We start from the raw sequence: 26,315 nt of genomic DNA, 5'->3' as shown, positions 1-26,315 counted from the left end.
GACTGATATGTGGGATATTCAACTTTTATTGCGATGCAGGACGACTGTCGGGGACGGGCGCGACATCCGGAGCACGACGAAGGGGGCCGACCGCGATGCGGTCGACCCCCTTCGATGGGATCACTCGGCCGTCGTCTCAGGCTCCATCCGACGACGGCGGGCGAGGACGAGACCGGCTCCGATCGCAAGGAGCAGCGCGGCCGTCACGGCCCCCGCGAACACCCAGGCCGTACCGGTTTCGGCCAGGTCGCCGCGGGTGGTCTTCGCGGTAGCTTCGTCGACCTTCGGAATGCCGGGCGGATCCACGGGCGCAACCGGGGGCTCGGCTCCGACGACCAGCCCACCGTTCCAGGTCAGGTCCTCACCGTCCCCACCGGTGGGTGAGGGATCGACGATCGTGATGTCCTCCATCACGCCCGCAGCGGCGTCCACAGCGGAGTTCAGCAGGTCGTCGTCGCCGACGCGGAAGGTGGTCACACCCGCGTTCGCCGGGACGTCCACGACGATCGCGTATTCACCGGACACGAGACCCGAGAACCGGTAGGAGCCGGTCGAGTCGGTCCCCGTCTCGGCCTCGACGACTTCACCGAACTTGTCGACTCCGGACAGGCGCATGGGCACGTCGGCGACGCCCTCACCGGGCGCCCCCTCCGGGCCGTCGTTGTCGAGACCGTCCTCGTTCGTGTCCCACCACAGACGCTGACCGATCGACGAAGACACCACGCGGGTGCTCACAAGCGGCGACCGGGCCCCCAGGGTCTGGGTCGCCGAGCGGACGGTCGCGTCGTTCGAGAAGGTGGCACCGCTCGGCGCACCCTGTGAGACGAGGGTGTACCGGACCTCGAGGCGCTCCAGGGCCGCGAGCGAATCGACGTCCATCCGGATCGCGGTGACGTCGGCGAAGGACGCGGCACAGCCCTCGGCACCGAGCTCGGACGCGGTGCACCAGGCCGAACCGGCCGGGAGCTCACCGTATCCGGCACTGCCGTCGACGACGGATGCCGCGGCGACGGCCGCCGGATCGGCGTCCGTGTACCGGACCGTGACACCGGACGGCGCCTCGACCGCTGCTGCCAGCACACCCTCGACGGACGAGGAGCGTGCATCACCGGCGTAGGGCAGCACATCGATCGACGAGGCGTCCTGCTGCGGGGTGTCGGCGTTCATGTTCGCGAACGCGACGGTGTAGTCGATGTCGTCGCCGGACTCCACCGCCTGCTGTGCCACCGACTTCTCGATGCGCAGCCCGCCGGGGGCACTGAGCGAGACCGTCTGACGGGAGTAGTGCGCGTCGGAGATCGTCGGGGAGGCCGGGATCTCCTCGAGGGACGACGGATCGTCGGAGCTCGAGACGATGACCTGGTTGACGAGGTCGCCGACGATCGTCGAGTCGGTCTTGGCCCAGTAGGTGATGACGGGCTCGCTCCCGCGGTCGATCCGCTCGAACGACCAGGTGAGCTCGGTGGTGCCGTCCTCCGCGGTCACCACCGAGTCCGGAGCGGACGAGACGTCTGCAGGGTCATAGGCGAGCCCCTTCGGGAGTCGGTCGACCACGACGACGTCGCGCGCGGCGTCCGCGAGGCCGGACTTGCTGGCGATCTGCGGGGTCAGTTCGAACTGCACGCGCTCTCCTGAGGCGACGTGCGCCGGCGATCCTGCATCGACGGCGGGTGCGATCGCGCGCTTGGCGATGGCGACGGACCCCTCCGAGACGAGGAGGCGGTCTCCACGGGGGAAGTCCTTGTTCGTCGACTGCACCGGGTTGTACTTCCCGTGGTACCAGGCGTCCTCGATCCAGTGGGTCGGTGCATCGGCGTCGTCGCTGTACATCGAGGTGGACTTCACGGAGTAGGTCTCCATGATGGTCTCGCCGACCGGCAGACCATCGCGGAGCTGCAGCGTGAGCGACCCGTTGAACTGCGCTCCCGCAGACAACTCGCCGCCGACGGGACGGTAGCGCACCCGCGTGACGTCCTCGAGATCGAGCGACTGCCAGTTCGCGGTCCAGGTGTCGTCGGAGTCGTCGCACGTCGCGGCGTCGAGGCCGCCCCAGCGGGTCTCGTCGTCGGCGGTGGCGTCGACGACCGGCGTCGTGCCGTACTCGACGATGACCTGACTCGGATTGAACCCGTCGGCCGCCCCACTCGCCCGGACGGTGACCGGAGGCGCGCTGGCACCCGCGGTCGCGACGAACTGGGTCTTGGGGTCGAAGACCTGACACACGATCGCGCCCGTCATCGGCGCCTCCACCGAGGAGTTGATGACGGCCGTATGTGCGACGAAGGTCTGCCCGCTGGTCACCGGACCGTCTCCGGAACCGACCGTGCTCTGGCCGGGGACCTTGGTGAGGTTGGACGCGCTGTCGAGATACCGCGTGCTGTGGCCCGTTCCCACGCGTCGGGTGAGGCGCGTCGTCACGGCGTTGTCACTCAGCGGCTCCGCACGGTTCGCGATGGGCTCACCGGCTGCGTTCTCGCCGAACGCGACGAGGTCTCGCATGGTGACGAGCGCGTCGATGCTTCCGTCGGACGGGACGTCGGTGTGCGGCACGAAGACCGCGAACTTGCCGATCGCGACGTAGCCCCGGGTGGTGATGTTGGCGCCGGAGGCGGTCTTCGTCGGGACGTGATCCGCGCTGAGGTCGGCACCGGAAACGACCACGTGGATCAGCTGCGGGTTCGCCGCATCGGCTGTGCACGTCCAGGTACCCGAGTCGGTGACGGTGTTCTCCGCACCGCCGGCGCTCCACGGGAACGCATTGCCGTCGTAGGGGTTCAGCGCGCACCGCTGCCCGGCCAGATCGACGGCTTCGGCATGGTCGCTGAAGTCGGACAGATCGATGTCGAACGTCACGTCGCCGACGATGGCCGACTGGCCCCGTGCGCCGAGTCCGCCGGCTGCGTTGTAGTCGGCGAGGTCGAGGAACGTGTCGAAGTACACGCGGTACCCCCTGACCCCCTCCGCGTTGACCGCGACCTGGTCGGTGGTGTGCCGCTTGACGCCGAGATTGAGGCGGGGACCTGTGCTCATGACGAGGTCGTCCGGCGTCACCGTCGAAGACGCGGCCTGCCCGCTCGTCGCGTCGGCGGCCGACACCTGGATGGCGTCGGCCGGAGCCGGCAGGACGGTTCCGTCGGGCAGTGCCGTGCTGGCGGAGGCGATCAGGTCGTAGGTCGACACGGAGTTCGGCGCGACCTCGTGCACGACGCAGTCGACGGTGCGCGCATCGTCGCTCACGACCGAACCGTCGCCACAGTAGCCGGGCAGCGACCCGACGGCAGGCCAGGTCATGCCCGAAGGGAGCTCCTGACGGATCGTCACCACGCCGTCCTGAGCCGTGCCGTTCACCTGGACCTCGATCCGGTACGAGACGGTGTCGTGCGAGCGGACGATGAGATCCTCGCCGCTGGTGTCTCGACCAGGCCCTGCATCGTCGTCGAAGGGCGCTGTACCGGTGACGGAGCGCTGCAGCTTGGTCAACAGGGTCAGCGGTCCCGCGTCGGGCACGACCGCCGTCGGAGCCGCGGGCTCAGCGTCGGGCGCCGCCGGCGCCTCGGGAGACGCCGACGAGGTGTCGTCGGTCGTCGGCGGATCGGTCGCGGCCGACGCAGGCACGATCGCGCCGAAGCCGATCACAGCTGCTGCCGCAACGGCGGTACAGGCCGCGAGTGCGCGCGGCGGGGACAACAGAAGTGACATGGAGTCGCTTTCTCGAGGGGGTCAACCCTGCGAGAATATCAGAGAGATATTTCTGTTGAAAACAACACATATCAGTTATCTCACTGTCTGACTATTGCAACGCGGACGTCAATCTGGCGAGATTGTCGAGCACCGTCGAGCGGAGGGGCTGCTTCAGCCACTCCGCGAGCGTCAGTTCCTTGCTGATCTCCCGGTACCCGTCCTCGACGCCGCGCATCTCCTGGACGAACTCGCGCCCGCGGACCATGAGCGAGACCTCCAGGTTGAGACCGAAGGAACGCATGTCCATGTTGCTCGACCCGATCACGGCGACGTCGTCGTCGATCGTGAAGTGCTTCGCGTGCAGGATGTACGGCGCCGGGTATTGGAAGATCCGCACACCGGCCCGCAGGAGCGCCTCGTAGTAGGAGCGCTGCGCGTGCCAGACCATCGCCTGATCGCCGATCTCCGAGACGAACAGGTCGACCGGCACACCACGCTGGACCGCGGTCGTGACCGCTGCGAGCAACGACTCGTCGGGCACGAAATACGGACTCGTGATGACGATGCGCCGCTGCGCCGCATAGATGAGCGTGAGGAACAGCTTGAGGTTGTTGTCCCCGTCGAACCCCGGCCCGCTCGGTACGACCTGCAGTTCGAGGTCGCCCACCGGTCGGGCCTCGAGCAGGCCGACCTCGTGGGACAGGACATCGCCGGTCTCGCTGTACCAGTCGCTCAGGAAGATCGTGTTGATCCCCGCGACCCCGGGGCCCTCCACCCGCGTCATGAGCTCCTGCCACTGGAGACCCCGCTTGATGTTGCCCGGCTTGTTGTAACTCCGGTCGATCATGTTCTGCGAGCCCATGAACGCGACCGCGCCGTCGACGATCACCATCTTGCGGTGGTTCCGGAGGTCGGGACGTTGGAACTTGCCCTTGAACGGTTGGAGCGGCAGCATGAGCGCCCACTGGGCCCCCATCGTGGTGAGGCGCTTCACGGTGTGCTTGTAGTCGGGGGTCCGCCAGCTCGCGAAGTGGTCGAGCAGCACCCGGACCGTGACGCCGCGAGCCACCGCCCGCTCGAGCGCGTCGAAGAACGGCTTCGTGGTGCGGTCGCAGGTGAGGATGTAGAACTCGACGTGCACGAACTGCTCGGCACGGTCGACCTCGTCGGCCATGGCGTGGAGCGAGGCCTCGTAGTCGCCGATGAGACTGGCGGTGTTCCCGCCCTGCAGCGGCATCGACCCGAGGTTGCGGTTCAGCGTCACGACCGACCGGAACCAGGCCGGCGCGTTCGACGTCAGGTTCGCCTTGACGAGGTCGCGGGTCGTCTGGCGGATGTAGACGTTGATGTCGTACTGCTTCCGCCGGCGCACCCGTGGGAGTTTCGGGTTGCCGATGAGGAGGAAGGCGATGACACCGACGTACGGGATGAGGAAGATCGCGAGCAGCCAGGCCATCCCCGCGGTCGGGCGCCGGTTGCGCGGGACGACGATCACCGCGATGACACGGATGATGAAGTCCAGGACGAGGGCCGTGATGCCCAGCCAGTTCCAGGAGAACTCGATCGTCATGTCGCCCATCCGCTCAGCTGCCGAGGCTCCAGCCTACTGACCATGCCGGACAGCTGTGGGGTGACCTCGCCACGTGATACGGGCGGGTCAGACCTCGCGAGGTGCGGAGGGCTCGACCGGCGGGAGACCGAGCTTCGCGCGCTGCTCCGCTTCGACCTGCGCGTACGCCTTGCGCTCGTTGCGGTCGGACCGCAGGATGGCGCGCATGACGACCCAGAAGATGATGCCGACGACCACGGTGGGCAGCAGCGACCAGAGCGCGTTGAGCCAGTAGTCTTCGATCACTCGTCAATCGTACCGCCCTTCGACAGGCTCAGGGACCGGAGGGTTCGCTCAGGGACCGGAGGGTTCGCTCAGGGACCGGAGGGTTCGCGCAGGGACCGGAGGATTCGCTCAGGGACCGGAACGAAGTGGTCGCCCGATGCCGAACGAGCGCGCAGCGGCCTCAGGAGCCTCCGGCGAGGGCGCCCCACAGACCGCTGACGACGAGGTACAGGCCGATCCCGCTGACCACGATCCAGATCGTGATGCGCGCCGTCGTCGGCCCCTGCTTCTTCGGGTCCTGGTGGTCGCCGGGGTCCATCATGCTCATCGTCGCGCCTGACTGTCGGTGGTCGTGCTGCCGGGTGGCCGCTACTTGACCAGGGGGAAGAGGATCGTCTCGCGGATACCGAGGCCGGTCAGCGCCATGAGGAGTCGGTCGATGCCCATCCCCATGCCGCCGGACGGCGGCATCCCGAACTCGAGCGCCCGCAGGAACTCCTCGTCGAGACGCATGGCCTCGACGTCGCCCTGTGCGGCGAGCTTCGCCTGCTCGATGAAGCGTTCGCGCTGCACGACCGGGTCGACGAGCTCGGAGTAGCCGGTGGCGAGCTCGAAGCCGCGGACGTAGAGGTCCCACTTCTCGACCGCGCCCTCAATGGAGCGGTGGGCGCGCACGAGCGGGCTCGTGTCGACCGGGAAGTCCATGACGAAGGTCGGGCGCTCGAGGCCACCCTTGACGAAGTGCTCCCACAGCTCCTCGACGTACTTGCCGTGGATGGGGTGCGGGACCTCGACGCCTTCACGCTCGGCGAGCGCCTTGAGCTCCTCGATCGGCGTCTGCGGCGTGATCTCCACACCAGCGGCGGCCGACAGGCTCTCGAACATCGAGATGCGGTCCCACTCGCCACCGAGGTCGAACTCCGTGCCGTCGGCCCAGGTGACGACGTGGCTCCCGCTCGTCGCGAGCGCGGCGTTCTGGATCAGGGTCTGCGTGAGGTCGGCCATGGTGCCGTAGTCGCCGTAGGCCTCGTACGCCTCGAGCATGGCGAACTCGGGGCTGTGCGTGGAGTCGGCGCCCTCGTTGCGGAAGTTGCGGTTGATCTCGTAGACGTGGTCGATGCCGCCGACGACGGCGCGCTTCAGGTACAGCTCGGGCGCGATGCGCAGGTAGAGCTCGGTGTCGAACGCGTTCGAGTGGGTGACGAAGGGGCGGGCCGAGGCTCCACCGTGCATGACCTGGAGCATCGGCGTCTCGACCTCGACGAAGTCGCGCTCCGTGAAGGTCTGGCGGAGGCTGGCCACCGTCTTGGCCCGGTCGAGCACGTTCTTGCGCGCCTGGTCGCGGGCGATGAGGTCGAGGTACCGACTGCGGACCCGGGTCTCCTCGTTCAGCTCGTTGTGGAGGTTCGGCAGGGGCAGGATCGCCTTCGCCGCGATGGTCCACTCGGCCACCATGATCGACAGCTCGCCACGACGACTGGAGATGACCTCGCCGGAGACGAAGACGTGGTCGCCGAGGTCGACGAGCTCCTTCCAGGCCGCGAGGTGCGCGTCGCCGACGCTGGCGAGGCTCACCATCGCCTGGATGCGGCTGCCGTCGCCCGACTGCAGGCTGGCGAAGCAGAGCTTGCCGGTGTTACGGAGGTGCACGACGCGGCCCGCGACGCCGACCGTGACGCCGGTCGCCTCGTCGGGCTGGAGCTCACCGAAGCGGGCGCGCACCGCCGGGATCGTGTCGGTGATGGGGAGGGTGACGGGGTAGGCGCCACCGGCACCCGACGTCGCCTCGTCGATGAGGCGCTGGCGCTTCGCGAGCCGGACGGCCTTCTGCTCGGAGAGCTCTGCCTGCTCTGCTGCGTCGTCGATCGGCTCTGGCGTCGTGTCAGTCATGCGGTGGGATTCTCCTCGTGCGGTCACTGGAGTTTACCGGGGACCGTGCGGGCCGCGCGCACGGCCGGTTTCCTATGAACCGGCTATCGACGGCCTGGCAAGGGTCTGCGAACAACCATTCGGAGGACATCGCCGGGTATCCGGGCCGTGCTTGGCTCGAAGGACAGGAGTCCCGATCGGGGGCACCGACGCCGGAAACGAACTCGAAAGGCTCGTCATGACGACGCTCTCCGACCACCAGCACACCGACCACCGCGACGCCACCACCGTCCCACCGGTCCCGGCCTCCCCCGCCGCGCCGCGCGGACAGGCGGGGATCGACGCCGGTCTCCTCCTCTTGCGCCTGGCCCTCGGCGTGGTCTTCATCGCGCACGGCCTCCAGAAGTTCCTCGTCGACTCGATCCCTGGCGTCGCCTCCGGGTTCGCCGGGCTGGGCATCCCGGCTCCCGAGGTCGCGGCGGTCGTCGTCGCCGGTCTCGAGGTGGTCGGTGGCCTGCTGCTCATCGTCGGCCTCGGCACGCGCATCGTGGGCGCCCTGCTCGCGGTGACGATGGCCGTGGCGATGGTGCTCGTGCACCTGCCGGCGGGGTTCTACGCCGCCGACGGTGGCTTCGAGTACGTCATGCTGCTCGCACTCGCGTCGCTCGCACTCACCCTCGCCGGCCCGGGCCGACTCGCGATCGACGCGCTGATCCGTCGCCGCCGTACCCGCTGACACGGGTCCGCTGACACGGAACCGCCCGCCTGCCCGGACTCGGGTGGGCGGGCGGCGGTCCGTCCACCCGGCTAGAGCAGCTCGTCGACGTCGGGCGTGGTCGCACCGCGCAGCGCCTCGTCGACCGACGACCGCACGAGCGAGGACAGGAAGCCGCCGGCGTTCTCCACACCGATGTCCTGGAGCAGACCCGTCGCCTGCTGCACGACCGCGCGGGAGAAGCTCGCGGCCGTCTCCACCGCTTCGGCGTAGGCCGCACGATCGGCCTCGGCGATGATCACGGGCTCCGCGCCCATCTCGACCACGAGCGCCTGCCCGATCGGTTGGACCGGGGCCGGTGCGGTCACGGCGAACGACGTCTCGTGCAAGCGGGCGAGGTCGAGGCTCGTCCCGGTGAACACCATCGCGGGGTGCAACGCCAACGGGATCGCGCCGGCCCGTGCGGCGGGAGCGAGGACAGCGGTCCCGAACCGAGCCGAGGTGTGGGCGACGAGCTGGCCCGGCTGCCACGCACCGACCGCCGCGAGCCCTTCGACCAACGACGCGAGTTGCGCATCGGGTACGGCGATGACGACCAGTTCGCTCCGCTCGACCACCTCGGTGGGATCGAGCACCGGCACATCCGGCAACAGGGCGTTCGCCCGTTCGAGGCTCTCCTCCGACACCGCGGTGATGCCGACGATCGCGTGTCCGGCTCCCCCGAGCGCCGCTCCGATGACCGGGCCGACGCGACCACTCCCGATGATCCCGACGCCGAGCCTGGCGCTCCGTCGTTCCGCGCTCACGTGGTCCACCGGTCCTGGTCGGTCTTCGGGAGCGGCACGGACGGCGCCGGGCGCTGCTCCTGCCACGGCTCGGCGCCCGCCTGCGTCGTCGGCCAGGTGTCCGACTGCGCCACCGGCTCATCGAGGTAGGGCGCCGTCGCCTGCGCCTCGGCCGGCTGGTGCTCGGGGTCGAAGCTCGCCCACCGGTGACTGCGGTCGATCGACTGCGCGACCACGATCGCCGCCGACGCCGCGTCGAACATCCGCACCGCCTCGTCGCGGGCCATGGCCGGGAGCTTGGCGATCACCGGGCCGGGGACCGTGTGCGCGGTCGCGGAGGCGAGATCGAGCGCCCGCAGGAGCGGTCCCTGGTCGATCCGGATGCTCTGCAGGCGTGCGAGCGGGAGGATGTGGAGTTTGCGCCAGACCACCCCCTGCCGGAACAGCAGCATCCCGTCGCGCAGGGCGTAGCCGGTACGACGCCAGGAGAACCAGTTGATCCATCGCGAGCGGCGGGGCGAACCCACGAAACCGACACCGTCACGCGTGGCGAGGGCCGACTGCAGGGGTGCCCAGGCACTGCCGTCGATGCGGCCCGCGAGCATCAGCTCCACGACCTGGGCGGCGTCCACGAGCGACCCGACCGGCAACACCGTGTTGCTCGTCGCACCGCGAGCAGCCTGCTCCAGTGACAGGCCGGCCTTGTTGATCCGGACCCGCCACCAGCCGAACGGGCGCCAGATGATGGGCTGCGACACCTCGATCGCGTGGATCCGTCCGGGCGGGACGGTGTCGTTGGTCGTCGAGAAGAGCCCGAAGCCGATGCGGACGCCCGAGGGCGTCGCGGCGATGCTGTAGCGCAGCGACTTCGTCACGCTCGACCAGACGAAGGCCCCGAGACTCAGCACCATGGGGACGAGCCAGAACCAGGCCCAGTCCAGGCCGTTGAGGAGGAGGACGACACCCGCCACGACCGAGATCAGGACGATCACGGTGAACGGGCTGAGCAGCGTGGACCCGACCAAGCGTCCGAGCGTCAGGCGCACGACGGAGTCCGGCACCGCCTCGTCCGGATCGAGTTCGGGCGAGATGAAGTCGTCGACGCGCTCGGTGACGAACCGGGACACCCCGCCGGCACCGTCGGGCGCCGATTGCGGCGGCAGGGTCGGGTTGACCGGGTCGCCGGCTGCGGTGGTCTGCCGGCGTTCGGCGAGTTTCACCCCGCTCGCGAGCGTGAGGACGTCCCGGCGGAGGCCGTCGGCGTCGGCACCGTACAGGTACTCGAGTTTGACGTTCGCGTCCTGGCCAGCGACGCTCACGTTGATGCGCGAGGCCCCGATGAGTCTGGCGAGGAGCGGCTTCTCGATGGAGACACCCTGGATGCGGTCGAGCTTGGCTTTGCGGTTCGTGCGGAACAGGATCCCGCTGCGCACCTCCACCGCCTCGTCGGTGACCCGGAAGGTGTGCATGCGCCATGAGAACCAGAACACGGCGATCACCACGATGAGCCCGACGGCGATCGCGAGGAGCACCCACCCGACGAAGCCGTGGTTGAGGATGTAGTCGATCGGGTCGGTCGGCTGCTCCATCCCCGGAGCGGGGATGAAGAACTCGATGAGGCGCTCGCGGAGGTTCGCGATGACGATGCCGAGGATGGCGACGAACGCGATCCCGCCGCGCAGCAACGGCGTCGCCGGGTGCAGCCGGTGCCACTGCCCGTCGACGAGACTCTGTCCGGCGACCCGTGGGACGATCGCCTCGGCCGTCGGCTTCACCCGAGGACCCGCGGCCGGAGCTTCGAACCGCTCCGGCGGTCCTGCCGCCTGGTGCTCGCTCACAGTCCGGTCCGCCGGCTCTCCGCCACGGCGACCAGGTGGTCGCGCAGCCCCTCGGCTTCGGCTTCCGGCAACCCGTTGATCACCACTCCGGTCGAGGCGGAGGCGGTCACGAACTTGAGGTCGGCGAGGCCGAACGCCCGCGAGAGGGGCCCGCGGTTGATGTCGACGAGCTGCATGCGCCCGTACGGCACGGCGACGAAGCGCTGCCACATGATCCCCCGGCGGAACAACAGATCGTCCGCGCGCAGCTGATACCCGATCGATCGGATGCGGCGCGGGATGAACGCGGCGGCGATCAGGGAGATCACGGCGAAGGCGGCGAACGGCCACCAGATCCAGGTCCAGTCCCAGACGAGCGCGACGAAGACCACGGCCGCCGTGACGAGCACGAGGCCGGCGCCCTCGGAGATGAACTCGACCGCGATGAGCTTGCGACTCACGCGGCGCCACTCGGCATCAGGCAGTTCGAGCCGCTTGCCGCTCTGCTCCGCGGGGCCGGCGTGTACCGTGTCCGGCGACGACAGCTCCTCCAGCGGCGTCTCGATCAGCGGCCGTTCAGCGGGCTGATCAGGTGTGGGACGGGGCTCCCCCGGGTGCGGCGTCGTCATCATCATCCTTCGGAACGGTGCAGAACCACTCGGCCACCAAGGCGGCGACGACGAGTGCGACGGATCCCACGATGGACGCGATCACCAGCCACAACGAGCCTATCGCGGGCAGGATCGGGCGGGTCAGGACGAAGAGCAGGATCCCGACGGTCGCCCCCGCCACCAGGGAGCCGGCGTGGCTCGAGGCCTTCGCGAGCGCGGCGACCCGCATGGCGCGGAACGGATCGATCCGCCGGGTGGCGCGACCGGTCGTGCTGCGGCGGATCGGCCAGGACAGGGCGATGAGGATGATCGCGACCGCCACGAGCGAGACCGCAAGGGTGACGGGCGGGATGATCGACGCGCGTCCGCCGGAGACCATCGCGACCTCGACGAGGAAGCCGACGACGACGCCCACCCCGGCGAGGACGATGAGCGGTGTCGCGGTGGTGCGGGTCACGGGTGCGTGCCGTCGTCGGGGACCACGGAGCCGTCCTTGGCGGCCGCGAGGGTGTCGAGGCGGCCGACGCCGGGCAGCGTCGCGTCGGGGTCGAGGAGCAGCCAGGGCACGACGACGAACCCGCGCTCGGCGGCTCGCGGGTGCGGGACCGTCAGGCGTTCGTCGTCGATCGTCTCGTCGTCGTAGGCGATGAGGTCGAGGTCGAGCGTCCGATCTCCCCAGCGCTCCTCGCGGACGCGGCCGTGCGAGAGTTCGATCCGCTGGAGTTCGTCGAGGAGCACGTGCGGCTGGAGGCGGGTGCGGACGGCCGCGACACCGTTGAGGTAGGCCGGAGCCGACTCGTCGACGCCGGACAGCTTGACGGCCGCGCTCGAGACGAGCGGCGACGGCCGCACCTCGAGCACCCCGTCGACGGCGGCGAGGTCGTCCACCGCCTGTGCGATCGTCGCCCGGCGGTCCCCCAGGTTCGCCCCGATGGCCACGACGGCCCAGACGGCACGGGGCTTCGGTGGCCCCGGCCGACGGGCTGGGTCGTGGATCGGTGTGCGCGAGACCATCAGACGGCCCGCCCGGCCTGGGTGCGATCGGCCTGGGTTCGCTCGATCGTCACCGCCACGTCCGCGAAGGGCACGGTGATCGGCGCGCTCGGCTTGTGCACCGTGACCCGGACCGCTTCCGCGCGTTCGTTCGCGAGCACCACGTCGGCGATGCGCTCGGCCACAGTCTCGATGAGGTCGACCGGGTCGCGCTCCACGGCCGCGACGACCGCCTCGGCGAGCTCCCCGTAGTGCATGGTCGCGCCGAGCTCGTCGCCGCCGGCGGCCGGGCGGAGGTCCAGCGACACGGTGACGTCGATAACGAACTCCTGTCCGGCCTCGCGCTCGAAGTCGAAGACGCCGTGGTGCGCGAACGCCCGCAGGCCCGTGAGGGTGATCGAATCAGTCATCGGCTCCACCTTGCCATGCATCGAGGGTATCGAGAGCGAGTCTGGTGGCGGCGACGTCGTGGACGCGCACACCCCAGGCTCCGGCCTGCGCGGCCAGCACACTCACCACGGCGCTCGGCAGGTCGCGCGCCTCCATCGGTGCGTCCTCGGGGAGGAGCGCTCCGATGAACCGCTTGCGGGACGCGCCCACCAGCACCGGGTACCCGAGCTCGCGCAGCAGGTCGAGTCGGGCGAGGATGCGCCAGTTGTGCTCGGCGTGCTTGGAGAACCCGAGGCCGGGATCGACGACGATCCGGCCGGGGTCGACGCCCTGACCGCGGAGGGTCGTCACCCGATCGTCGAGCTCCTGAGCGACGTCGACCGCCGCGTCGGTGTACGTGGCGCGGCTCGCCATGTCGGCCGAGTGCCCGCGCCAATGGCTGATGACGCAGTCGAGACCGGACGCCGCCATGACGCCCGGCATGCGGTCGTCGGCGAGGCCACCGGAGACGTCGTTGATGATCGAGGCACCGGCGTCGGCCGCGGCACGGGCGGTCTCCGCGTTCATCGTGTCGATGCTCACTCGCGCACCAGCGGCGGCCAGCGCCGCGATGACGGGTGCGACCCGGTGCTGCTCCTCGCGAGTGTCGACCCGGGCGGCACCGGGCCGCGTCGATTCGCCGCCGACGTCGATGATGGTCGCGCCGGCCGCGATGAGCTCGAGCCCGTGGGCGACGGCGTCGTCGACGTCGAGGTACCGGCCGCCGTCGCTGAACGAGTCGGGTGTGACGTTGACGACGCCCATGATCTGGAACATGCGATCACCCCGCCTGGTCGGCGGACGCGCCGATCAGGACCATCAGCTCGGCCCGCGCGGCCGGATCGGCCAGGGCTCCACGGCTGGCGATGGTGACGGTGGTGCTCGTCAGCTGGCGTGAACCGCGCATCGAGACGCAGCCGTGTGCGGCCTGGAGCACGACGAGGACACCGCGAGGCGCGAGCCGTTCGACGAGGGTGTCGGCGATCTGCTCGCTCAGGCGCTCCTGGACCTGCGGGCGCGACGCGAGTGTGTCGACGAGCTTCGGCAGGGCACCGAGTCCGATGACGAGTTCGTCGGGCAGGTAGGCGATGTGCGCCATGCCGAGGAACGGGAGCAGATGATGCTCGCAGACGGAACGGAAGGCGATGTCGCGGACGAGCACGACGTCGCTGGTCGCGCCCTCCTCGATCGGGATGGGGCGGGCCAGGTGCACACCGGCGTCCTGACCGACGCCACCGAAGAACTCCGCGTACGCGTCGGCGACACGCGTCGGGGTGTCGGTGAGGCCGTCGCGGGAGGGGTCCTCGCCGATCGCCTCGAGGATCTCGAGGACCGCTGCGGCGATCCGCTCGCGGTCCACGGACGACCGCGAGGCCGAGCCCTGATCGGGCTCGGCCTGCGCGGCTGCGACCGCGTCGTCCGCGGTGTGCTCGCCGTGGGTCATGCGGGCTAGGCGGTCGCCGGTCGAGGCTTCGTCGCGCGGGTGCGCTTGGGCTTCACGGGAGCCTCGGGCTCGGGCTCCGAGCTCACGCCGCCGTCGGCCGCACCGGAGTCGATGGGGGCGGTGAAGGACGAGGAACCGACGGCCGAACCCGACCCGACGGGCCGCTTCTTGCTGGACAGCCAGACGGGGCGCGGCGGGAGCTTCTTGACGTCCTTGAAGATCTCGGCCAGCTGGACGTGGTCGAGGGTCTCCTTCTCCATCAGCTCGGCGGCGAGGCGGTCGAGCACGGCCCGGTTGGTCGTGATGACCTGCCAGGCTTCGTCGTGCGCGGCCTCGATGAGCTCGCGGACCTGGGCGTCGACCCGCTGCGCGATCTCCTCGGAGTAGTCGCGCTGGTGGCCCATGTCGCGGCCGAGGAACATCTCGCCCGAGGACTGCCCGAGCTTGACGGCACCGACGTCGGTGGTCATGCCGTACTCGGTGACCATCTTGCGGGCGATCCCCGTGGCCTTCTCGATGTCGTTCGACGCACCCGTGGTCGGGTCGTGGAACACGAGCTCCTCGGCGACGCGGCCGCCCATCGCGTAGGCGAGCTGGTCGAGCAGCTCGTTGCGCGTGACGGAGTACTTGTCTTCGAGGGGCAGGACCATCGTGTAGCCGAGGGCGCGGCCGCGCGGAAGGATCGTGACCTTCGTGACGGGGTCGGTGTTGTTCATCGCCGCTGCAGCGAGCGCGTGCCCGCCCTCGTGGTAGGCGGTGATGAGCTTCTCCTGCTCGCGCATGACGCGCGTGCGGCGCTGCGGGCCGGCGATGACGCGGTCGATGGCCTCGTCGAGTGCGCGGTTGTCGATCAGCTGCGCGTTGGAGCGCGCCGTGAGCAGCGCGGCCTCGTTGAGGACGTTGGCGAGGTCGGCACCGGTGAAGCCGGGCGACTTGCGGGCGACGACCTCGAGGTCGACGCTCGCGGCGAGCGGCTTGCCCTTGCCGTGCACCTCGAGGATCTTCTTGCGGCCGGCGAGGTCGGGGGCGTCGACGCCGATCTGGCGGTCGAAGCGGCCCGGGCGCAGCAGCGCGGGGTCGAGGATGTCGGGGCGGTTGGTCGCGGCGATCAGGATGACGTTCGTCTTGACGTCGAAGCCGTCCATCTCGACGAGCAGCTGGTTGAGGGTCTGCTCGCGCTCGTCGTGACCGCCGCCCATGCCGGCGCCGCGGTGACGACCGACGGCGTCGATCTCGTCGACGAAGATGATCGCGGGCGAGTTCTCCTTGGCCTGCTGGAAGAGGTCGCGGACGCGGCTCGCGCCGACACCGACGAACATCTCGACGAAGTCGGAACCGGAGATCGAGTAGAACGGCACGCCGGCTTCACCGGCGACGGCGCGGGCGAGGAGCGTCTTGCCCGTTCCGGGAGGGCCGTACAGCAGGACGCCCTTCGGGATGCGCGCACCGACGGCCTGGAACTTCGCGGGCTCCTTGAGGAAGTCCTTGATCTCCTCGAGCTCCTCGATCGCCTCGTCGGCGCCGGCGACGTCGTCGAAGGTCACCTTCGGCGACTCCTTCGAGACGAGCTTCGCCTTCGACTTGCCGAACTGCATGACCTTGTTGCCGCCGCCCTGCATGCCGGAGAGCATCAGCCAGAAGAAGACACCGATGAGGAGCAGCGGGAGGAGGAGTCCGAGCATCGACAGGAGCCAGCTCGGCTGGGGCACCTTGTCGTTGTAGCCACCGGACGGGTCTGCGGCGTCGACGGCCTCGACCACGTCGGCCGCGCGGGCGCCGACGTAGTAGAACTGCACCTGCTTGCCGAACTCGTCGTCTGCCTTCGTCAGCGTGAGGTCGACGCGCTGGTCGCCGTCCGTGATGACGGCCTCCTTGACCTGACCCTTCTCGAGGAAGGCGAGACCCTCTTGCGTGGAGACCTCACGGAAGCCGTTCATGCTCATCAGGCTGATGCCGATCCAGAAGACCAGGGCGGCGATGATGAGGTACGGGATGGGACCCTTGAAGAGACGCTTGACGTTCATAAGTTGAGAGGCCGGGGCTGGCCCGTTCCCTTTCTGCAGGAGGGGTCGACGGGCGGAGCCGCGTCGCAAATCAGGCTACCCCCTCGCCGCTGGATGCCTCCCCTGTGTTTGCCGTGGGCTTAACGGGGGTGCGGTGTGAGGTCGGTGGAGTGGTTCAGGCGTAGACGTGCGGGGCGAGGACGCCGACGTCGCGGAGGTTGCGGTACTTCTCGTCGAAGTCGAGACCGTAGCCGACGACGAAGTCGTTCGGGATGTCGAAACCGACGTACTTGCACTCGACGTGCACCTTGGCGGCCTCGGGCTTGCGGAGGAGCGCGCAGACCTCGATGGACGCGGCTCCGCGCGAGGCGAAGTTCTCGAGCAGCCAGGAGAGGGTGAGGCCGGAGTCGATGATGTCCTCGACGATCAGGACGTGACGGCCCGTGAGGTCGGCGTCGAGGTCCTTGCGGATCTGGACGACACCACTCGACTTCGTGCCGGCGCCGTACGAGCTGACCGCCATCCAGTCCATCGAGAGCGGGATGCGGAGTTCGCGCGCGAGGTCGGCCATGACCATGACCGCACCCTTCAGCACGCCGACGAGCAGGACGTCCTTCCCGGCGTAGTCGGTCTCGATCTGCCGGGCGAGTTCGGCGAGCTTGTCGCGGATCTCCTGCTCGGTGACGAGGATGGTCGTGAGGTCGTCGGAAATGTCGCTCTGCTCCATGCGTCGAGTGTATGCGAGATGACCCGGACGCCCGTGCGCCTCCTGCTCGGGAAGCCCTGGGATCAGCGGGCCGTGAAGACGATGCGTCCCGCGTGCCGGGACGCCGTCAGGCCGGGCAGGTCGATCGGTCCCTGGCCCGCCCAATCGGTGACGAGCCGCGCGACCTCGATCGTCTGCGACCTCGTGAGCGAGACGCCGAACTCGCTCTGCACGATGTAGCGGATGATCCGCTGGCGGAGCGCCGCCGGATTGGCGGCGAGTGCCCCGGCACTGACGGAGATACCGGCCTCGGCGTGCTCGACGAGCTCCTCGATGGTCTCCTCGATCATCTCCTCGAACGCGTCCGCGTCCTCCCGGGCGGCGTCGGCGGTGCGGGCGAGGGCCTCGGCGATCCCCGGCCCGAGCTCCGCCTCGAGCACCGGCAGGACCCGCTCCCGGACCCGGACCCGCGCGTAGGCGTCGTCGGTGTTGTGCGGGTCGTGCCACGGTTCGAGCCCTTCGGCAGCGCACGCCTCCCGGGTCTGGGAGCGCCGGATCCCGAGCAACGGTCGGAGGAGCGCACCGGAGACGGGCGCCATCCCCTGGAGGCTGCCGGTTCCGGACCCGCGAGCGAGGCCGAGAAGCACGGTCTCCGCCTGGTCGTCGAGGGTGTGCGCGAGCAGCACCAGGGACGCACCGACCTCGACTCGCGCGGCGTCGAGTGCGGTGTACCGGGCCGCCCGTGCCGCGGCCTCCGGTCCACCCTCGGAGCCCACCTCGACGGCCCGGACGAGGACGGGGTCGAGCCCGAGGGCACGCGCCTGGTCTGCGGCACGCGCCGCGACGTCGGCCGAGCCCGGTTGCAGTCCGTGGTCGACGATCACGGCGCCGGCCCGCAGGCCGACCTTTCCGGCTTCGAACGCGGTCGCGGCGGCGAGCGCGAGCGAGTCCGCACCGCCGCTCAGTGCGACGAGCAGGTCGGCACCGGCGGCGTCACGCGACGGCGTGGACGCCGTGCCCGCGATCGCGTGGCGCACCGCCTTCCGGAGGGCGGCGACGGACGGGTGGAGCGGGGGTCGGACGTCGTTCACGCGGACCACGCTATTGCACCGCGCCGAGCGCCTCCCCACACCGTTCGCTCCGGGACGCATCGGTTATGGTTGGTCCTCGTCGGCGACCGCGCCGACTCCACGTCATCCAACCGCGCAAGGAGCAGGCTTATGGCCGAGTACGACGCCGTCATCGAGATCCCGCGGGGCAGCCGCAACAAGTACGAGATCGACCACGAGACCGGTCGGGTCTTCCTGGACCGCGTCCTGTTCACGAGCTTCGTCTACCCCGCCGACTACGGCTTCTTCGAGAACACCCTCGGCGAGGACGGCGACCCGGTCGACGTCCTGGTCCTGCTCGACTTCCCGACCTTCCCGGGCGTCGGCATCAAGGTCCGCCCCGTCGGTGTGCTGCACATGACGGACGACGGCGGCGGCGACGACAAGGTCATCGCCGTGCAGTACAAGGACCCGCGCTGGTCGCACATCCAGGACCTGAACGACATCCCGCAGGCGACGCGCGACGAGATCGAGCACTTCTTCGTCCACTACAAGGACACCGAGCCCGGCAAGTGGGCGCGGATCGACGGCTGGGGCGACGCCGCTGCGGCCGAGAAGATCATCCTCGCGGGCTTCGACAAGCTCAAGGCGGAGGGGCACTGACCCCCTGCGGACCTCCGCACACCGCATGACGAAGCGGCCGGCACCCTCGGGTGCCGGCCGCTTCGTCGTGCGGGTCGATGCGCTCGATCAGCCGAGCGGCGCCCCGCGGTCGGCCATGAACGGCTGCGCGTCGATCGCGCTGCCGTTGATGCGGACCTCGAAGTGCAGGTGGCAGCCGGTGGAGGCGCCGGTCGTGCCGACGTAGGCGATGACCTGTCCGGCGGAGACCTGGTAGCCGACGCCGACCTGGATGCCGCCGTTCACGATGTGCGCGTAGCCGGTCGAGACGCCGGAACCGTGGTCGATGAGGATGAAGTTGCCGTAGGTGCCGTACCAACCGGCGTAGGTCACGGTGCCGGAGGTCGCCGCGTAGATCGGGATCCCGCAGCCGCCCGCGATGTCGGTGCCGCGGTGGAAGCTCCCTGAGCTGCCGCCGCCCGTGGAGATCGGATCGCGGTAGCCGTAGGTGCCCGAGATGCTGCCGGAGGCCGGGATCGCCCAGCCCTGGCTGCTGAGCTGACCGCCGTCGGCGCTCTGCCCCCGTGCGGCGGCTTCGGCCGCGGCCTTCGCCTTTGCCGCAGCGACTCCGGCTTCGTAGTCCTGAACCGTCTTCGCCGTCGTGTCCTGCAACGCGGTCAGCTGCGCGTTGAGCGTGACGATCAGCTCCTGGTTCTTCTCGAGCTTCGCCGCCGCCGCGGACGCCGCCGCCTGTGCGGCCTCCATGGCCGCCTGCGCCGCCTGCCGGAGCGACTCGCGCTCGTCGCGGGCGACACCGGCCTGTTCACCGAGCGCAGCCGCGGTGTTGCGTGCAGCGACCGCCTGCTCGTAGACACCGTTGCTGTGCTCGGCGACCTGGTTCATGTTGCCGAGCTTGGACAGGAGGTCGGTCGCGCCCTTGCTCTCGCCGTCGAGGAAGAGGCTCAGGCTGAGGTCGGCGCCGCCGGAGCGGTAGAGCTGCGAGGCGACCCGGCCGGCCTGCTTCGTCGCGGTGTCGGCCTCGGCCGTCTTGGCATCGGCCTGCGACTGGATCGCGGTGGCCCGGGCGTCGGCCTCGAAGAAGGCCTCTTCAGCGGCCTGGAACTCCGTACCGCGCTTCTCGGCCTCGTCCTGGGCGACCTGCAGCTCGTCCTGCAACTGGACGATGAAGTTCTTGATGTTCGTGACCTCGGCGGCCTTGGCGGCCTCATTGCCCTTCGCGGCCTGGACGTCGTCCCACGAGGGGTAGTCGGCTGCTGAGGCCGGACCGGCGACACCGAAGGAGCCGACGATCGCGAGCGACATGACGATGGCGGCGGTGAGGCGTCCTCGCCATCGCACGGAGGACGCCGATCCGGCGTTGGTCGTCCGGCTTCGGCGCCAAGCGCCGGCAAGCTTCTTGCTCATGAAGTAGGGGCCCATCTCGGTTCGCTGCAGTCACATCGGTCACATCGGTACCACTGTCCACGCTAGCCCGACGGGGGTCGGGACCGGCTGCGGACACTCCCGTCGGCCGCGGCATCCGGGAGTGGTCCACGCCAGAGGCTAACCCCGGCCGGGGGCCGTGCAGTGGTCATTCGGCGCCTGTCGTCACATCCGGCATGGAGCGCCGATCGCTGCTCCGCGAACCCGATTTTGGATTCGGCGGTTTCATCCGTATGCTTGTCGCTCGGTAGTCATGAAGCTTCAGGGCTTCGCGGCCCTATCGTTTAGCGGCCTAGGACACCGCCCTTTCACGGCGGCAGCACGGGTTCGAATCCCGTTGGGGTCACCACCGACTACTGGAAAAACAGCCGAACAGATTCAGGTATAGTGAGTCTGCGCGACTGCGAGAAGCACTGAGGAACACCAGCATCACCGCAGTTCGTATCACCAGCAATTCAACATGTATGGCCCTGTAGCGCAGTTGGTTAGCGTGCCGCCCTGTCACGGCGGAGGTCGCGGGTTCAAGTCCCGTCAGGGTCGCAAAAGGTCGGAAGCCCTCTCGCAAGGGAGGGCTTCTGCTTTTGAGACATCGTCGCCGTTCGTGCAGCTGATGTACTCGGCTCTGTAGCTCAGTTGGTAGAGCGCACGACTGAAAATCGTGAGGTCACGGGATCGACGCCCGTCGGAGCCACGGAACCCCCACCTAGCTTCTACATGGTGGGGGTTCTTTTTTTCTCACAGTCGTTCCACCCCGCACTTACCCCGCACATTTGGCGCTAGCCGTTGAGCAGTGATTCGAGTGATTGAGCAGCTTTCTTGCTCCCCGAGTTGCGAGCCATGTAGACGTCCTGCGTCATCGACGGGTTCTTGTGCCCGAGGTAGTCCGCGATGTCGCGCGCGCTGAGGCCTGCACCATCCAGGACCGTCGCGACGGTCTTGCGGAAGCTGTGTGAGGTGACGCCCGGGTACCCGAGTTCCACACGTCGCTCTCGCCACTCTCGTTCCGTGTTGGACGGATCCCGAAGATTGCCGAGCAGTGACGGGAACACGAGGCCGAGGTCGTTCGGGGCGACGTTGCCGCGGCGCCGCTTCAGCATGGAAAGCACAGAGGCGGGGACGGAATTCGTGCGTCGCGAGCTGTCAGTCTTCCCGTACTCTTGGCGCACCATCCCCTCCCCACGAACACGAACCGCGATCGCGGTCATGGTGACCGTGCCCGTCACGTAGTCGACGTCGGACTCGACGAGTCCGCATGCTTCGCTGATCCGCCAGCCCGTGCCAATCATGAACTCGAGCAGGTCGACGGTGTCACGCTCGACAAGCACCGGATCGGCCGCAATCGCTGCGCGGAGCGCCGGCAGCTCCTCGAGCGGGATGGCAGACGATCCCTTGACGGCCTTCTGCTGGATCCGTTCGAGTTCACGGACCGGGTTCCGATCAGATGCACCGTTCCGCACTGCGTAGCCGAACATCCCGCTGAGCACCGACCTGCAGTTCTTGGCCGCTCCCGGCCCTCGCGACTTGTGCACGCCTGTGAGGAACGCCTGCAGGAACTCCGGGGTTGACTCCCGGATGGTCAGTCCACCGATAGACGGTTTGATGTTGACGCGTACTGCGTACTCGTACGTCTCTAGGGTGCCCGCAGAACGTCCAACGACAGCCCTGTCGAGCAGGAACCGGTCAGCGAGCTCCGACAGCTTCATCGCCGGGTTGAGCGCTCCTCCACTCCCCTCCTCGATGGTTTGGAGCGCGACCTTCAACGCGAGCTCCGCTTTGGCAGAGGTCTTGCCTGCTGCGAACCGCTCGACCTGCTTGAGCTTGCCGTCACGGAATCTATACCGAGTCCGAGCACGCCACTTTCCGGGCTCGACCTCCTTCACGTGGACGACGCCGTAGGAACCGACAGGGTTCCGGGGGCGGGCCACCTCAGTCGCCTCGCTGGATGGAATCGACGAGACTGGCGACCTCCTCCACCGCACCTGCAGGCACCTTGACGTTGGCAAGCGGCGCAGTGCGCAGCAAGACCGCAATGAGCTCCTTTGTCGCTTCCAGCTGGCGAGTCCAGGACTCGATTTGCCGTTCAGCGGCACCGTCGGCCGCCTCGCGGTGAATCTCCGCGATTTGCCGTTCAAGCGCCGTCGCTCTGAGCTGGTACTTCACCAGGTCGCGGGCCATGTTCACTCGGTAGATCGGGTCGAACATGGTCGATTCGTCGAGCTCCGGCGGGTTCTCGAAGATGAACTCGAAGAGCGTGACAATCGCCGGTTCGTGTGCCCAAGCGCCAACCAGCAGGTCCGTACCGGCGGGTTCGAACAGGTTCTCCACGTCGAAGATCAGGGACAGTGGCGAGACTCGTAGCCCGTAAGCGATCGCGAGGACATCTCGAATACTCGGGTCCGACTTTCGTCCAGCCTCGATGTTGACGATGGTCGACCTCGAGACTGCGTTGTCAGGGATGAATTCAGCGAGAGCCTCCGCCGTCTTGAACCCTCGGAGCTTCCGGTAGCTGGCGATCCGTTGGCCGATGGCGCTCTTGTTGGCGCTTCGTGCAGTTGTCATATCGACAATCTACACGGTAGTTGACATTCATTGCGAGTATCCGCTAGCTTCTGAGCAAGGCATTCGCAAAACGACAGCCCCAGCCAAAAGAATCGTCAATTTGAGAAAGGTTCGAGATGACCGTCATCAACCCAAGCGTCACTGGCTCCAGTCGCCGTCTACTGGACGTGAAGGAACTGGCAGAACAGTTGCACGTCAGTGTCGCCACCATCTACCGCAAGAGAAGCCTCAGCGAGCCGCTGCCGGCCGCAGTGAAGATCGGCGGGCGTGTGCGCTGGCGTCAGGACACCGTCGATGCCTGGGTCGAATCTCAGGAAGCTGCGGTCGCATGACTGTTGAGCTCGAGGGCAAGGTCCGGGCTCACAGCCGTGAGGAGTCCTGGGAAGCAGCCGGCCGTCAGACGAAGTCGAAGACCGAAGCCGTCAAAGCGACGATCCTGACTCTGCTCCGTCGCCACGGCGGGATGACTCACGAGGAACTCGTCGACCGGTACGAGGCTTCGGCGTGGCTCGACGAGAGCATCCCGAAGGTGACGCCGCAATCTGTGAGATCCCGCGCGCACGAGCTTTTCGTCGAAGCGAAGATCACCGACGCCGGCCGACGCGGCAGAACCCGGACCGGCAATACGGCGACGGTCTGGGAGGTCACCTGATCTTGACGGATCCACAGGGCATCGACCTTTCAGGCCTGCCGACTCCCGCTCACCGCGACCCGACTGGTGATGCTGCGATCCGTAACATCCTCGCCGGCATCGACTGGTCACCACACGCCGACTGGCGTCTCTTCGGACCGGACGGAGGCGACGGAACGCCCGTCACCCTTTTGCTCGCCCCAGACGTCGCACAAGCGTTCTTTGCGTTCCTCTTGAGGAACAGCGAGACGAAGAAGACCCGGAGCGGGAACAACTACCGCGTCCGGCTCAAGAAGAAAGCCCCCGGAACCCCAGTCGTTGGAGCGACTGGCCGGGAGCCTCACACCGATTCACCCAACCCAATGGAGAAACCAAATGTCTAACGTCATCATCCCACAGGTCGCCATCGTCCGCACTGCCGAGCAGGAGCAGGCGGTCCTCGACTGGGCGGCGCAGGTCCGAGAGATCCACGCGCGGGACAGCCGGCCGTTCGAGGAGAACGACCTCCGTACCGCGGCGCTCATCGAAGCCAGCAACAAGAAGTACGGGCGCAACATCACTGAGATCCCGGAAGACTTCTCGCCGGAGGATCTGGGCCGGTTCTACTTCGACGACGTCAGTGAGCTCCCCGCTTTCCCGATCGCGCCGCCGGCGTGGGCTACGGAGACGAAGGTGCTCAAGTCCCAGTACCCCGACATCGTGATCGAGTGGGAGGGTGCACCCCGAACCGCTGGCGGAGGGCAGTTCCTCGCGTTCATCGAGCAGATGGGCTACGTCGTCGTGGACGAGGACAGCGGAGAACTTCACGGGCAGAAGCCCGCCGCCATCGGCGACAACAGCTTCGACGCTGCCCATGTGTTCGTCCGCCCGGTTGGGGAGCTGCTGACCGCTGACGACGCGATCAGTCTCGCGTTCTGTATCGACGAGGCCGGCCAGGAGCTCGCTCAGCACGAGTTGAAGGCGGCACGGGCATGATGCGCCAGCAGCACGTCAACAGGGTCATCGGCGAGCACGTCGCCTCTGTCCTCTTGGGACAGGGGGCCTCGAAGCAAGGAACCGCACGTCGGGCTGGTATCGCACCGACCACGTTCAGACGTTGCCTGACGGGTGAGCGAGCGTTGTTCGTTTCGGAGCTGTGGAGGGTGTCGCAAGCACTCGCCCTCGATGTGGGTGCGCTTCTGCCACCGGCGGAGCTGCTGAACGCTGCGGTCGACCGACAGCGCGCGGAGTACCTCGACGACAGCGAATGGCCTGAGGGGTAGGCATGGTCAACGAAGAGGGGCCGGTGGACACACGTCTGCCGGCCCCTTTCCGGTATCCCGAACCGAACCCGAGATACGACGTCTACCTCGCCGGGTGGGTCAAGGGCTTCCACGAGCGTGACGACGAGATCGCCCGACTGCAGGCCGAAGTTGACCGGCTGTACCTGCTGGCCTTCAACAGCCCCGAGAAGATCGCCGAGATCCAGCAACGGCGCCTCACGCAACACTTCCGCGACGAGGAGCGCCGATTCTTCGCAGACCCGCCCAAGCAGTGACGTCCGTCCTCAACACGACGCGAGATTTTGAAAGGCAGGCCACATGGCCGACACCGCAGAACATCGGATCGCACGGCTGACCCCAGCCGCGACAGTCCGAATCCAACGACAGAAGGAGCTCAAGCCGAAACAGATCCCACTCGGAACCTGCACCGTCGTGGCAGGCATCGCAGGAGAGGGAAAGTCCTCCTACCTAGTCGACGTCACCGCCCGCGCGAGCATGGGGCAGCTTGAGGGAGACTTCGCCGGCACGAAGGTTGCTTCGATCTGGGTGAACATCGAGGACGACCCCGGACGGGTTCAGGTACCCCGGCTGAAAGCTGCCGGCGCTGACCTCGACCAGGTGTACTTCCTCACCATCGACTCCACGATCGACGAGGAGACCCGAGAGAGCATCCCCAGCCTGCCGATGGACATCGAGCCGATCAGGGTCGCGATCATCGAGAGCGGTGCACAGCTCGTCGTCCTCGACCCGGCGTCGTCGCTTATGTCGGGAGACTTGAACAAGCGGGATGACGCCAGACGCTCGCTCGACGTTCTCTCCGCACTCGCGCAGGATCTCGAAATCGCGATCGTGCTAGTCCTCCACTTCGGGAAGGGTCGAGGATCAGCGTCTGAGAAGATCAGCGGCTCACACGCTCTCCGCGATGCAGTCCGGTCGGTGCTTCTCGTTGCTCGTGATGATGAGACCGGCAATCGCATCATCACGCTCGACAAGTCCAACTACTCCCCGCACGTGGGGCAATCGTGGGCGTTCGACATGGTCGACACCGAGGTCACAACCGACGACGGCGAGGTTGTACACGTTGGTCGCGTTGTGGACCTCGGTGAGACAGACGTGTCGGTGGGCGACATCATCAACCGTGAAGCCGGCGACGACGCTCGAGAGGACCGGAACGCAGCCCAGGAGTTCGTACTCGACTTCCTCGTCAACAGCACCCCGCACGAAGCGAAAGCCGGCGACGTACTCAAAGCCGGTCGAGCTGCAGGGTTCACCGATCAGGACATCAAAGACGCCCGTCGTCGCAGCCGCAACCCGAAGATCCTGAGCGTCAAATCCGGATTCGGCGCTGGGTGGGTTTGGCAGCTTTCGTCCGAAGGTGGCACCGAAGGTGGCGAAGATGGCGCGTATTCGAATACGGCCACCTTCGCCACCTTCGTGCCACCTTCCAGCGCTCCGAGCAACGTCACGCCCCTGCATCCAGGGGGTCAGAGCGCATGACGATCGCCACTAACGCCTACATCGCGCTGCAAGACGCGATGACCCGTAACGATCCCGAATGCCAAGACGACGGACGATTCATCCTCGACGACCAACCCGCCGACAGCCTCGCGTACATCTGCGAACGCTGCCCGGTGCTCAACCTCTGCCGCACCTACGCGGCCGCGGAACGACCCAAAGGAGGCGTCTGGGCAGGACGCCGCTGGAACACAAAGGAGACCCAATGACCGACAACAACCCGGACACCGAAACCGAACCCGTCGAGTACACCGTCGAAGAGATCGTCGCAGCGGTCACCCGCGGGAACTCAACCAGCCAAGACATCACCGACATCGTCAACCAGGCCACCGGCCACTGAAAGGAACA

Annotated in this window: 30 protein-coding genes and 3 tRNA genes; 14 read left to right on the top strand and 19 right to left on the bottom strand. The window is 68.0% G+C overall.

Annotation, left to right across the window (positions count from 1 at the left end; translation table 11 throughout):
• Positions 1-120: 120 nt before the first annotated feature.
• From ITJ66_RS06050 to lysS, 5 genes are all read right to left on the bottom strand, one after another.
• Positions 121-3,699, bottom strand: coding sequence for an SdrD B-like domain-containing protein (locus ITJ66_RS06050; protein ID WP_194644000.1), 3,579 nt, complete (start codon positions 3,697-3,699; stop codon positions 121-123).
• Between the two features lie 91 nt (positions 3,700-3,790).
• Entirely contained in the window at positions 3,791-5,260 is a 1,470-nt protein-coding gene (gene cls, locus ITJ66_RS06045; protein WP_194643998.1) for a cardiolipin synthase, read from the bottom strand.
• 78 nt (positions 5,261-5,338) lie between these two features.
• Positions 5,339-5,536, bottom strand: coding sequence for a hypothetical protein (locus ITJ66_RS06040; protein ID WP_194718988.1), 198 nt, complete (start codon positions 5,534-5,536; stop codon positions 5,339-5,341).
• Positions 5,537-5,696: 160 nt separating this feature from the next.
• A complete protein-coding gene (locus ITJ66_RS06035; RefSeq protein ID WP_157579829.1) occupies positions 5,697-5,843 on the bottom strand; it encodes a hypothetical protein in 147 nt (48 codons plus the stop codon).
• Between the two features lie 41 nt (positions 5,844-5,884).
• Entirely contained in the window at positions 5,885-7,405 is a 1,521-nt protein-coding gene (gene lysS, locus ITJ66_RS06030; RefSeq protein WP_194643996.1) for a lysine--tRNA ligase, read from the bottom strand.
• Positions 7,406-7,622: 217 nt separating this feature from the next.
• Here lysS and ITJ66_RS06025 point away from each other — a divergent pair, with 217 nt between their 5' ends.
• Positions 7,623-8,120: a DoxX family protein gene (locus ITJ66_RS06025; protein WP_194643994.1), complete on the top strand. Its 498-nt coding sequence runs from the start codon at positions 7,623-7,625 to the stop codon at positions 8,118-8,120.
• A 71-nt stretch (positions 8,121-8,191) separates the two neighbouring features.
• Here the strand turns inward: ITJ66_RS06025 and ITJ66_RS06020 are convergent, their stop codons facing one another.
• The 11 genes from ITJ66_RS06020 to tilS form a co-directional block, all read right to left on the bottom strand.
• The gene (locus ITJ66_RS06020) at positions 8,192-8,905 is read right to left on the bottom strand and encodes a Rossmann-like and DUF2520 domain-containing protein (RefSeq protein WP_086474715.1); all 714 of its coding nucleotides are present in this window, start codon (positions 8,903-8,905) and stop codon (positions 8,192-8,194) included.
• Positions 8,902-10,722, bottom strand: coding sequence for a PH domain-containing protein (locus tag ITJ66_RS06015; RefSeq protein WP_194643991.1), 1,821 nt, complete (start codon positions 10,720-10,722; stop codon positions 8,902-8,904). The genes ITJ66_RS06020 and ITJ66_RS06015 overlap by 4 nt, the downstream gene beginning before the upstream one ends.
• Positions 10,719-11,333 carry a PH domain-containing protein gene (locus tag ITJ66_RS06010; RefSeq protein ID WP_370582578.1) on the bottom strand — a complete coding sequence of 205 codons (615 nt, stop codon included), beginning with the start codon at positions 11,331-11,333 and terminating at the stop codon, positions 10,719-10,721. Before ITJ66_RS06010 ends, ITJ66_RS06015 begins: the two co-directional genes overlap by 4 nt.
• Positions 11,290-11,769, bottom strand: coding sequence for a DUF3180 domain-containing protein (locus tag ITJ66_RS06005; RefSeq protein WP_079001580.1), 480 nt, complete (start codon positions 11,767-11,769; stop codon positions 11,290-11,292). The genes ITJ66_RS06010 and ITJ66_RS06005 overlap by 44 nt, the downstream gene beginning before the upstream one ends.
• Positions 11,766-12,326 (bottom strand): 2-amino-4-hydroxy-6-hydroxymethyldihydropteridine diphosphokinase, encoded by a 561-nt coding sequence (gene folK / locus ITJ66_RS06000; RefSeq protein ID WP_192018690.1) that lies wholly within the window; start codon positions 12,324-12,326, stop codon positions 11,766-11,768. Before folK ends, ITJ66_RS06005 begins: the two co-directional genes overlap by 4 nt.
• Positions 12,326-12,715, bottom strand: coding sequence for a dihydroneopterin aldolase (folB, locus tag ITJ66_RS05995; protein WP_079705157.1), 390 nt, complete (start codon positions 12,713-12,715; stop codon positions 12,326-12,328). Before folB ends, folK begins: the two co-directional genes overlap by 1 nt.
• The gene (gene folP, locus ITJ66_RS05990) at positions 12,708-13,511 is read right to left on the bottom strand and encodes a dihydropteroate synthase (RefSeq protein WP_137242241.1); all 804 of its coding nucleotides are present in this window, start codon (positions 13,509-13,511) and stop codon (positions 12,708-12,710) included. The genes folB and folP overlap by 8 nt, the downstream gene beginning before the upstream one ends.
• Positions 13,512-13,515: 4 nt before the next feature.
• Entirely contained in the window at positions 13,516-14,178 is a 663-nt protein-coding gene (folE, locus tag ITJ66_RS05985) for a GTP cyclohydrolase I FolE (RefSeq protein WP_194643986.1), read from the bottom strand.
• A 5-nt stretch (positions 14,179-14,183) separates the two neighbouring features.
• A complete protein-coding gene (gene ftsH, locus ITJ66_RS05980; protein WP_194643984.1) occupies positions 14,184-16,202 on the bottom strand; it encodes an ATP-dependent zinc metalloprotease FtsH in 2,019 nt (672 codons plus the stop codon).
• A gap of 154 nt (positions 16,203-16,356) precedes the next feature.
• Entirely contained in the window at positions 16,357-16,908 is a 552-nt protein-coding gene (hpt, locus tag ITJ66_RS05975; RefSeq protein ID WP_064294334.1) for a hypoxanthine phosphoribosyltransferase, read from the bottom strand.
• A gap of 62 nt (positions 16,909-16,970) precedes the next feature.
• Positions 16,971-17,978, bottom strand: a complete 1,008-nt coding sequence (gene tilS / locus ITJ66_RS05970) for a tRNA lysidine(34) synthetase TilS (protein ID WP_370582577.1) — start codon at positions 17,976-17,978, stop codon at positions 16,971-16,973.
• A gap of 129 nt (positions 17,979-18,107) precedes the next feature.
• Here tilS and ITJ66_RS05965 point away from each other — a divergent pair, with 129 nt between their 5' ends.
• On the top strand, positions 18,108-18,599 hold the full coding sequence (locus tag ITJ66_RS05965) for an inorganic diphosphatase (RefSeq protein ID WP_064294335.1): 492 nt from the start codon (positions 18,108-18,110) through the stop codon (positions 18,597-18,599).
• 87 nt (positions 18,600-18,686) lie between these two features.
• Here ITJ66_RS05965 and ITJ66_RS05960 read toward each other — a convergent pair whose 3' ends face one another.
• A complete protein-coding gene (locus ITJ66_RS05960) occupies positions 18,687-19,982 on the bottom strand; it encodes a M23 family metallopeptidase (protein WP_228501514.1) in 1,296 nt (431 codons plus the stop codon).
• Positions 19,983-20,273: 291 nt separating this feature from the next.
• Between ITJ66_RS05960 and ITJ66_RS05955 the strand changes: the two genes are divergently transcribed.
• From ITJ66_RS05955 to ITJ66_RS05945, 3 genes are all read left to right on the top strand, one after another.
• A tRNA-Glu gene (locus tag ITJ66_RS05955) sits at positions 20,274-20,349 on the top strand.
• A 117-nt stretch (positions 20,350-20,466) separates the two neighbouring features.
• Positions 20,467-20,540: transfer RNA gene (locus tag ITJ66_RS05950), tRNA-Asp, on the top strand.
• A gap of 78 nt (positions 20,541-20,618) precedes the next feature.
• Positions 20,619-20,691, top strand: a tRNA-Phe gene (locus ITJ66_RS05945).
• A gap of 85 nt (positions 20,692-20,776) precedes the next feature.
• Here ITJ66_RS05945 and ITJ66_RS20110 read toward each other — a convergent pair.
• Positions 20,777-21,925, bottom strand: coding sequence for a site-specific integrase (locus tag ITJ66_RS20110; RefSeq protein ID WP_194643981.1), 1,149 nt, complete (start codon positions 21,923-21,925; stop codon positions 20,777-20,779).
• 1 nt (position 21,926) lies between these two features.
• Complete coding sequence (locus tag ITJ66_RS05935; protein WP_194643979.1) at positions 21,927-22,559, bottom strand: helix-turn-helix domain-containing protein; 633 nt, start codon at positions 22,557-22,559, stop codon at positions 21,927-21,929.
• A 116-nt stretch (positions 22,560-22,675) separates the two neighbouring features.
• Between ITJ66_RS05935 and ITJ66_RS05930 the strand changes: the two genes are divergently transcribed.
• The 9 genes from ITJ66_RS05930 to ITJ66_RS19985 are packed head-to-tail and all read left to right on the top strand — an operon-like array spanning position 22,676 to position 26,307.
• Positions 22,676-22,891 (top strand): AlpA family transcriptional regulator, encoded by a 216-nt coding sequence (locus ITJ66_RS05930; protein WP_194643977.1) that lies wholly within the window; start codon positions 22,676-22,678, stop codon positions 22,889-22,891.
• Positions 22,888-23,211, top strand: coding sequence for a hypothetical protein (locus tag ITJ66_RS05925; protein ID WP_194643975.1), 324 nt, complete (start codon positions 22,888-22,890; stop codon positions 23,209-23,211). The genes ITJ66_RS05930 and ITJ66_RS05925 overlap by 4 nt, the downstream gene beginning before the upstream one ends.
• Positions 23,212-23,213: 2 nt before the next feature.
• Positions 23,214-23,573, top strand: a complete 360-nt coding sequence (locus ITJ66_RS05920) for a hypothetical protein (protein WP_194643973.1) — start codon at positions 23,214-23,216, stop codon at positions 23,571-23,573.
• Positions 23,566-24,165 (top strand): hypothetical protein, encoded by a 600-nt coding sequence (locus tag ITJ66_RS05915; RefSeq protein WP_194643971.1) that lies wholly within the window; start codon positions 23,566-23,568, stop codon positions 24,163-24,165. The genes ITJ66_RS05920 and ITJ66_RS05915 overlap by 8 nt, the downstream gene beginning before the upstream one ends.
• Complete coding sequence (locus ITJ66_RS05910; RefSeq protein WP_194643969.1) at positions 24,162-24,452, top strand: hypothetical protein; 291 nt, start codon at positions 24,162-24,164, stop codon at positions 24,450-24,452. Before ITJ66_RS05915 ends, ITJ66_RS05910 begins: the two co-directional genes overlap by 4 nt.
• 23 nt (positions 24,453-24,475) lie before the next feature.
• Positions 24,476-24,727, top strand: a complete 252-nt coding sequence (locus ITJ66_RS05905) for a hypothetical protein (RefSeq protein ID WP_228501512.1) — start codon at positions 24,476-24,478, stop codon at positions 24,725-24,727.
• Positions 24,728-24,770: 43 nt separating this feature from the next.
• Positions 24,771-25,949, top strand: a complete 1,179-nt coding sequence (locus ITJ66_RS05900) for an AAA family ATPase (protein ID WP_194643965.1) — start codon at positions 24,771-24,773, stop codon at positions 25,947-25,949.
• Complete coding sequence (locus ITJ66_RS05895) at positions 25,946-26,176, top strand: WhiB family transcriptional regulator (RefSeq protein ID WP_194643964.1); 231 nt, start codon at positions 25,946-25,948, stop codon at positions 26,174-26,176. Before ITJ66_RS05900 ends, ITJ66_RS05895 begins: the two co-directional genes overlap by 4 nt.
• A complete protein-coding gene (locus tag ITJ66_RS19985) occupies positions 26,173-26,307 on the top strand; it encodes a hypothetical protein (RefSeq protein ID WP_255528000.1) in 135 nt (44 codons plus the stop codon). Before ITJ66_RS05895 ends, ITJ66_RS19985 begins: the two co-directional genes overlap by 4 nt.
• Positions 26,308-26,315 lie beyond the last annotated feature (8 nt).

The organism is Plantibacter sp. VKM Ac-2885, from assembly GCF_015351205.1.
GTDB classification, from domain to species: domain Bacteria; phylum Actinomycetota; class Actinomycetes; order Actinomycetales; family Microbacteriaceae; genus Plantibacter; species Plantibacter auratus.
The sequence above is the reverse complement of the archived record's forward strand: the minus strand, read 5'-3'. Positions and strand labels throughout refer to the sequence as shown.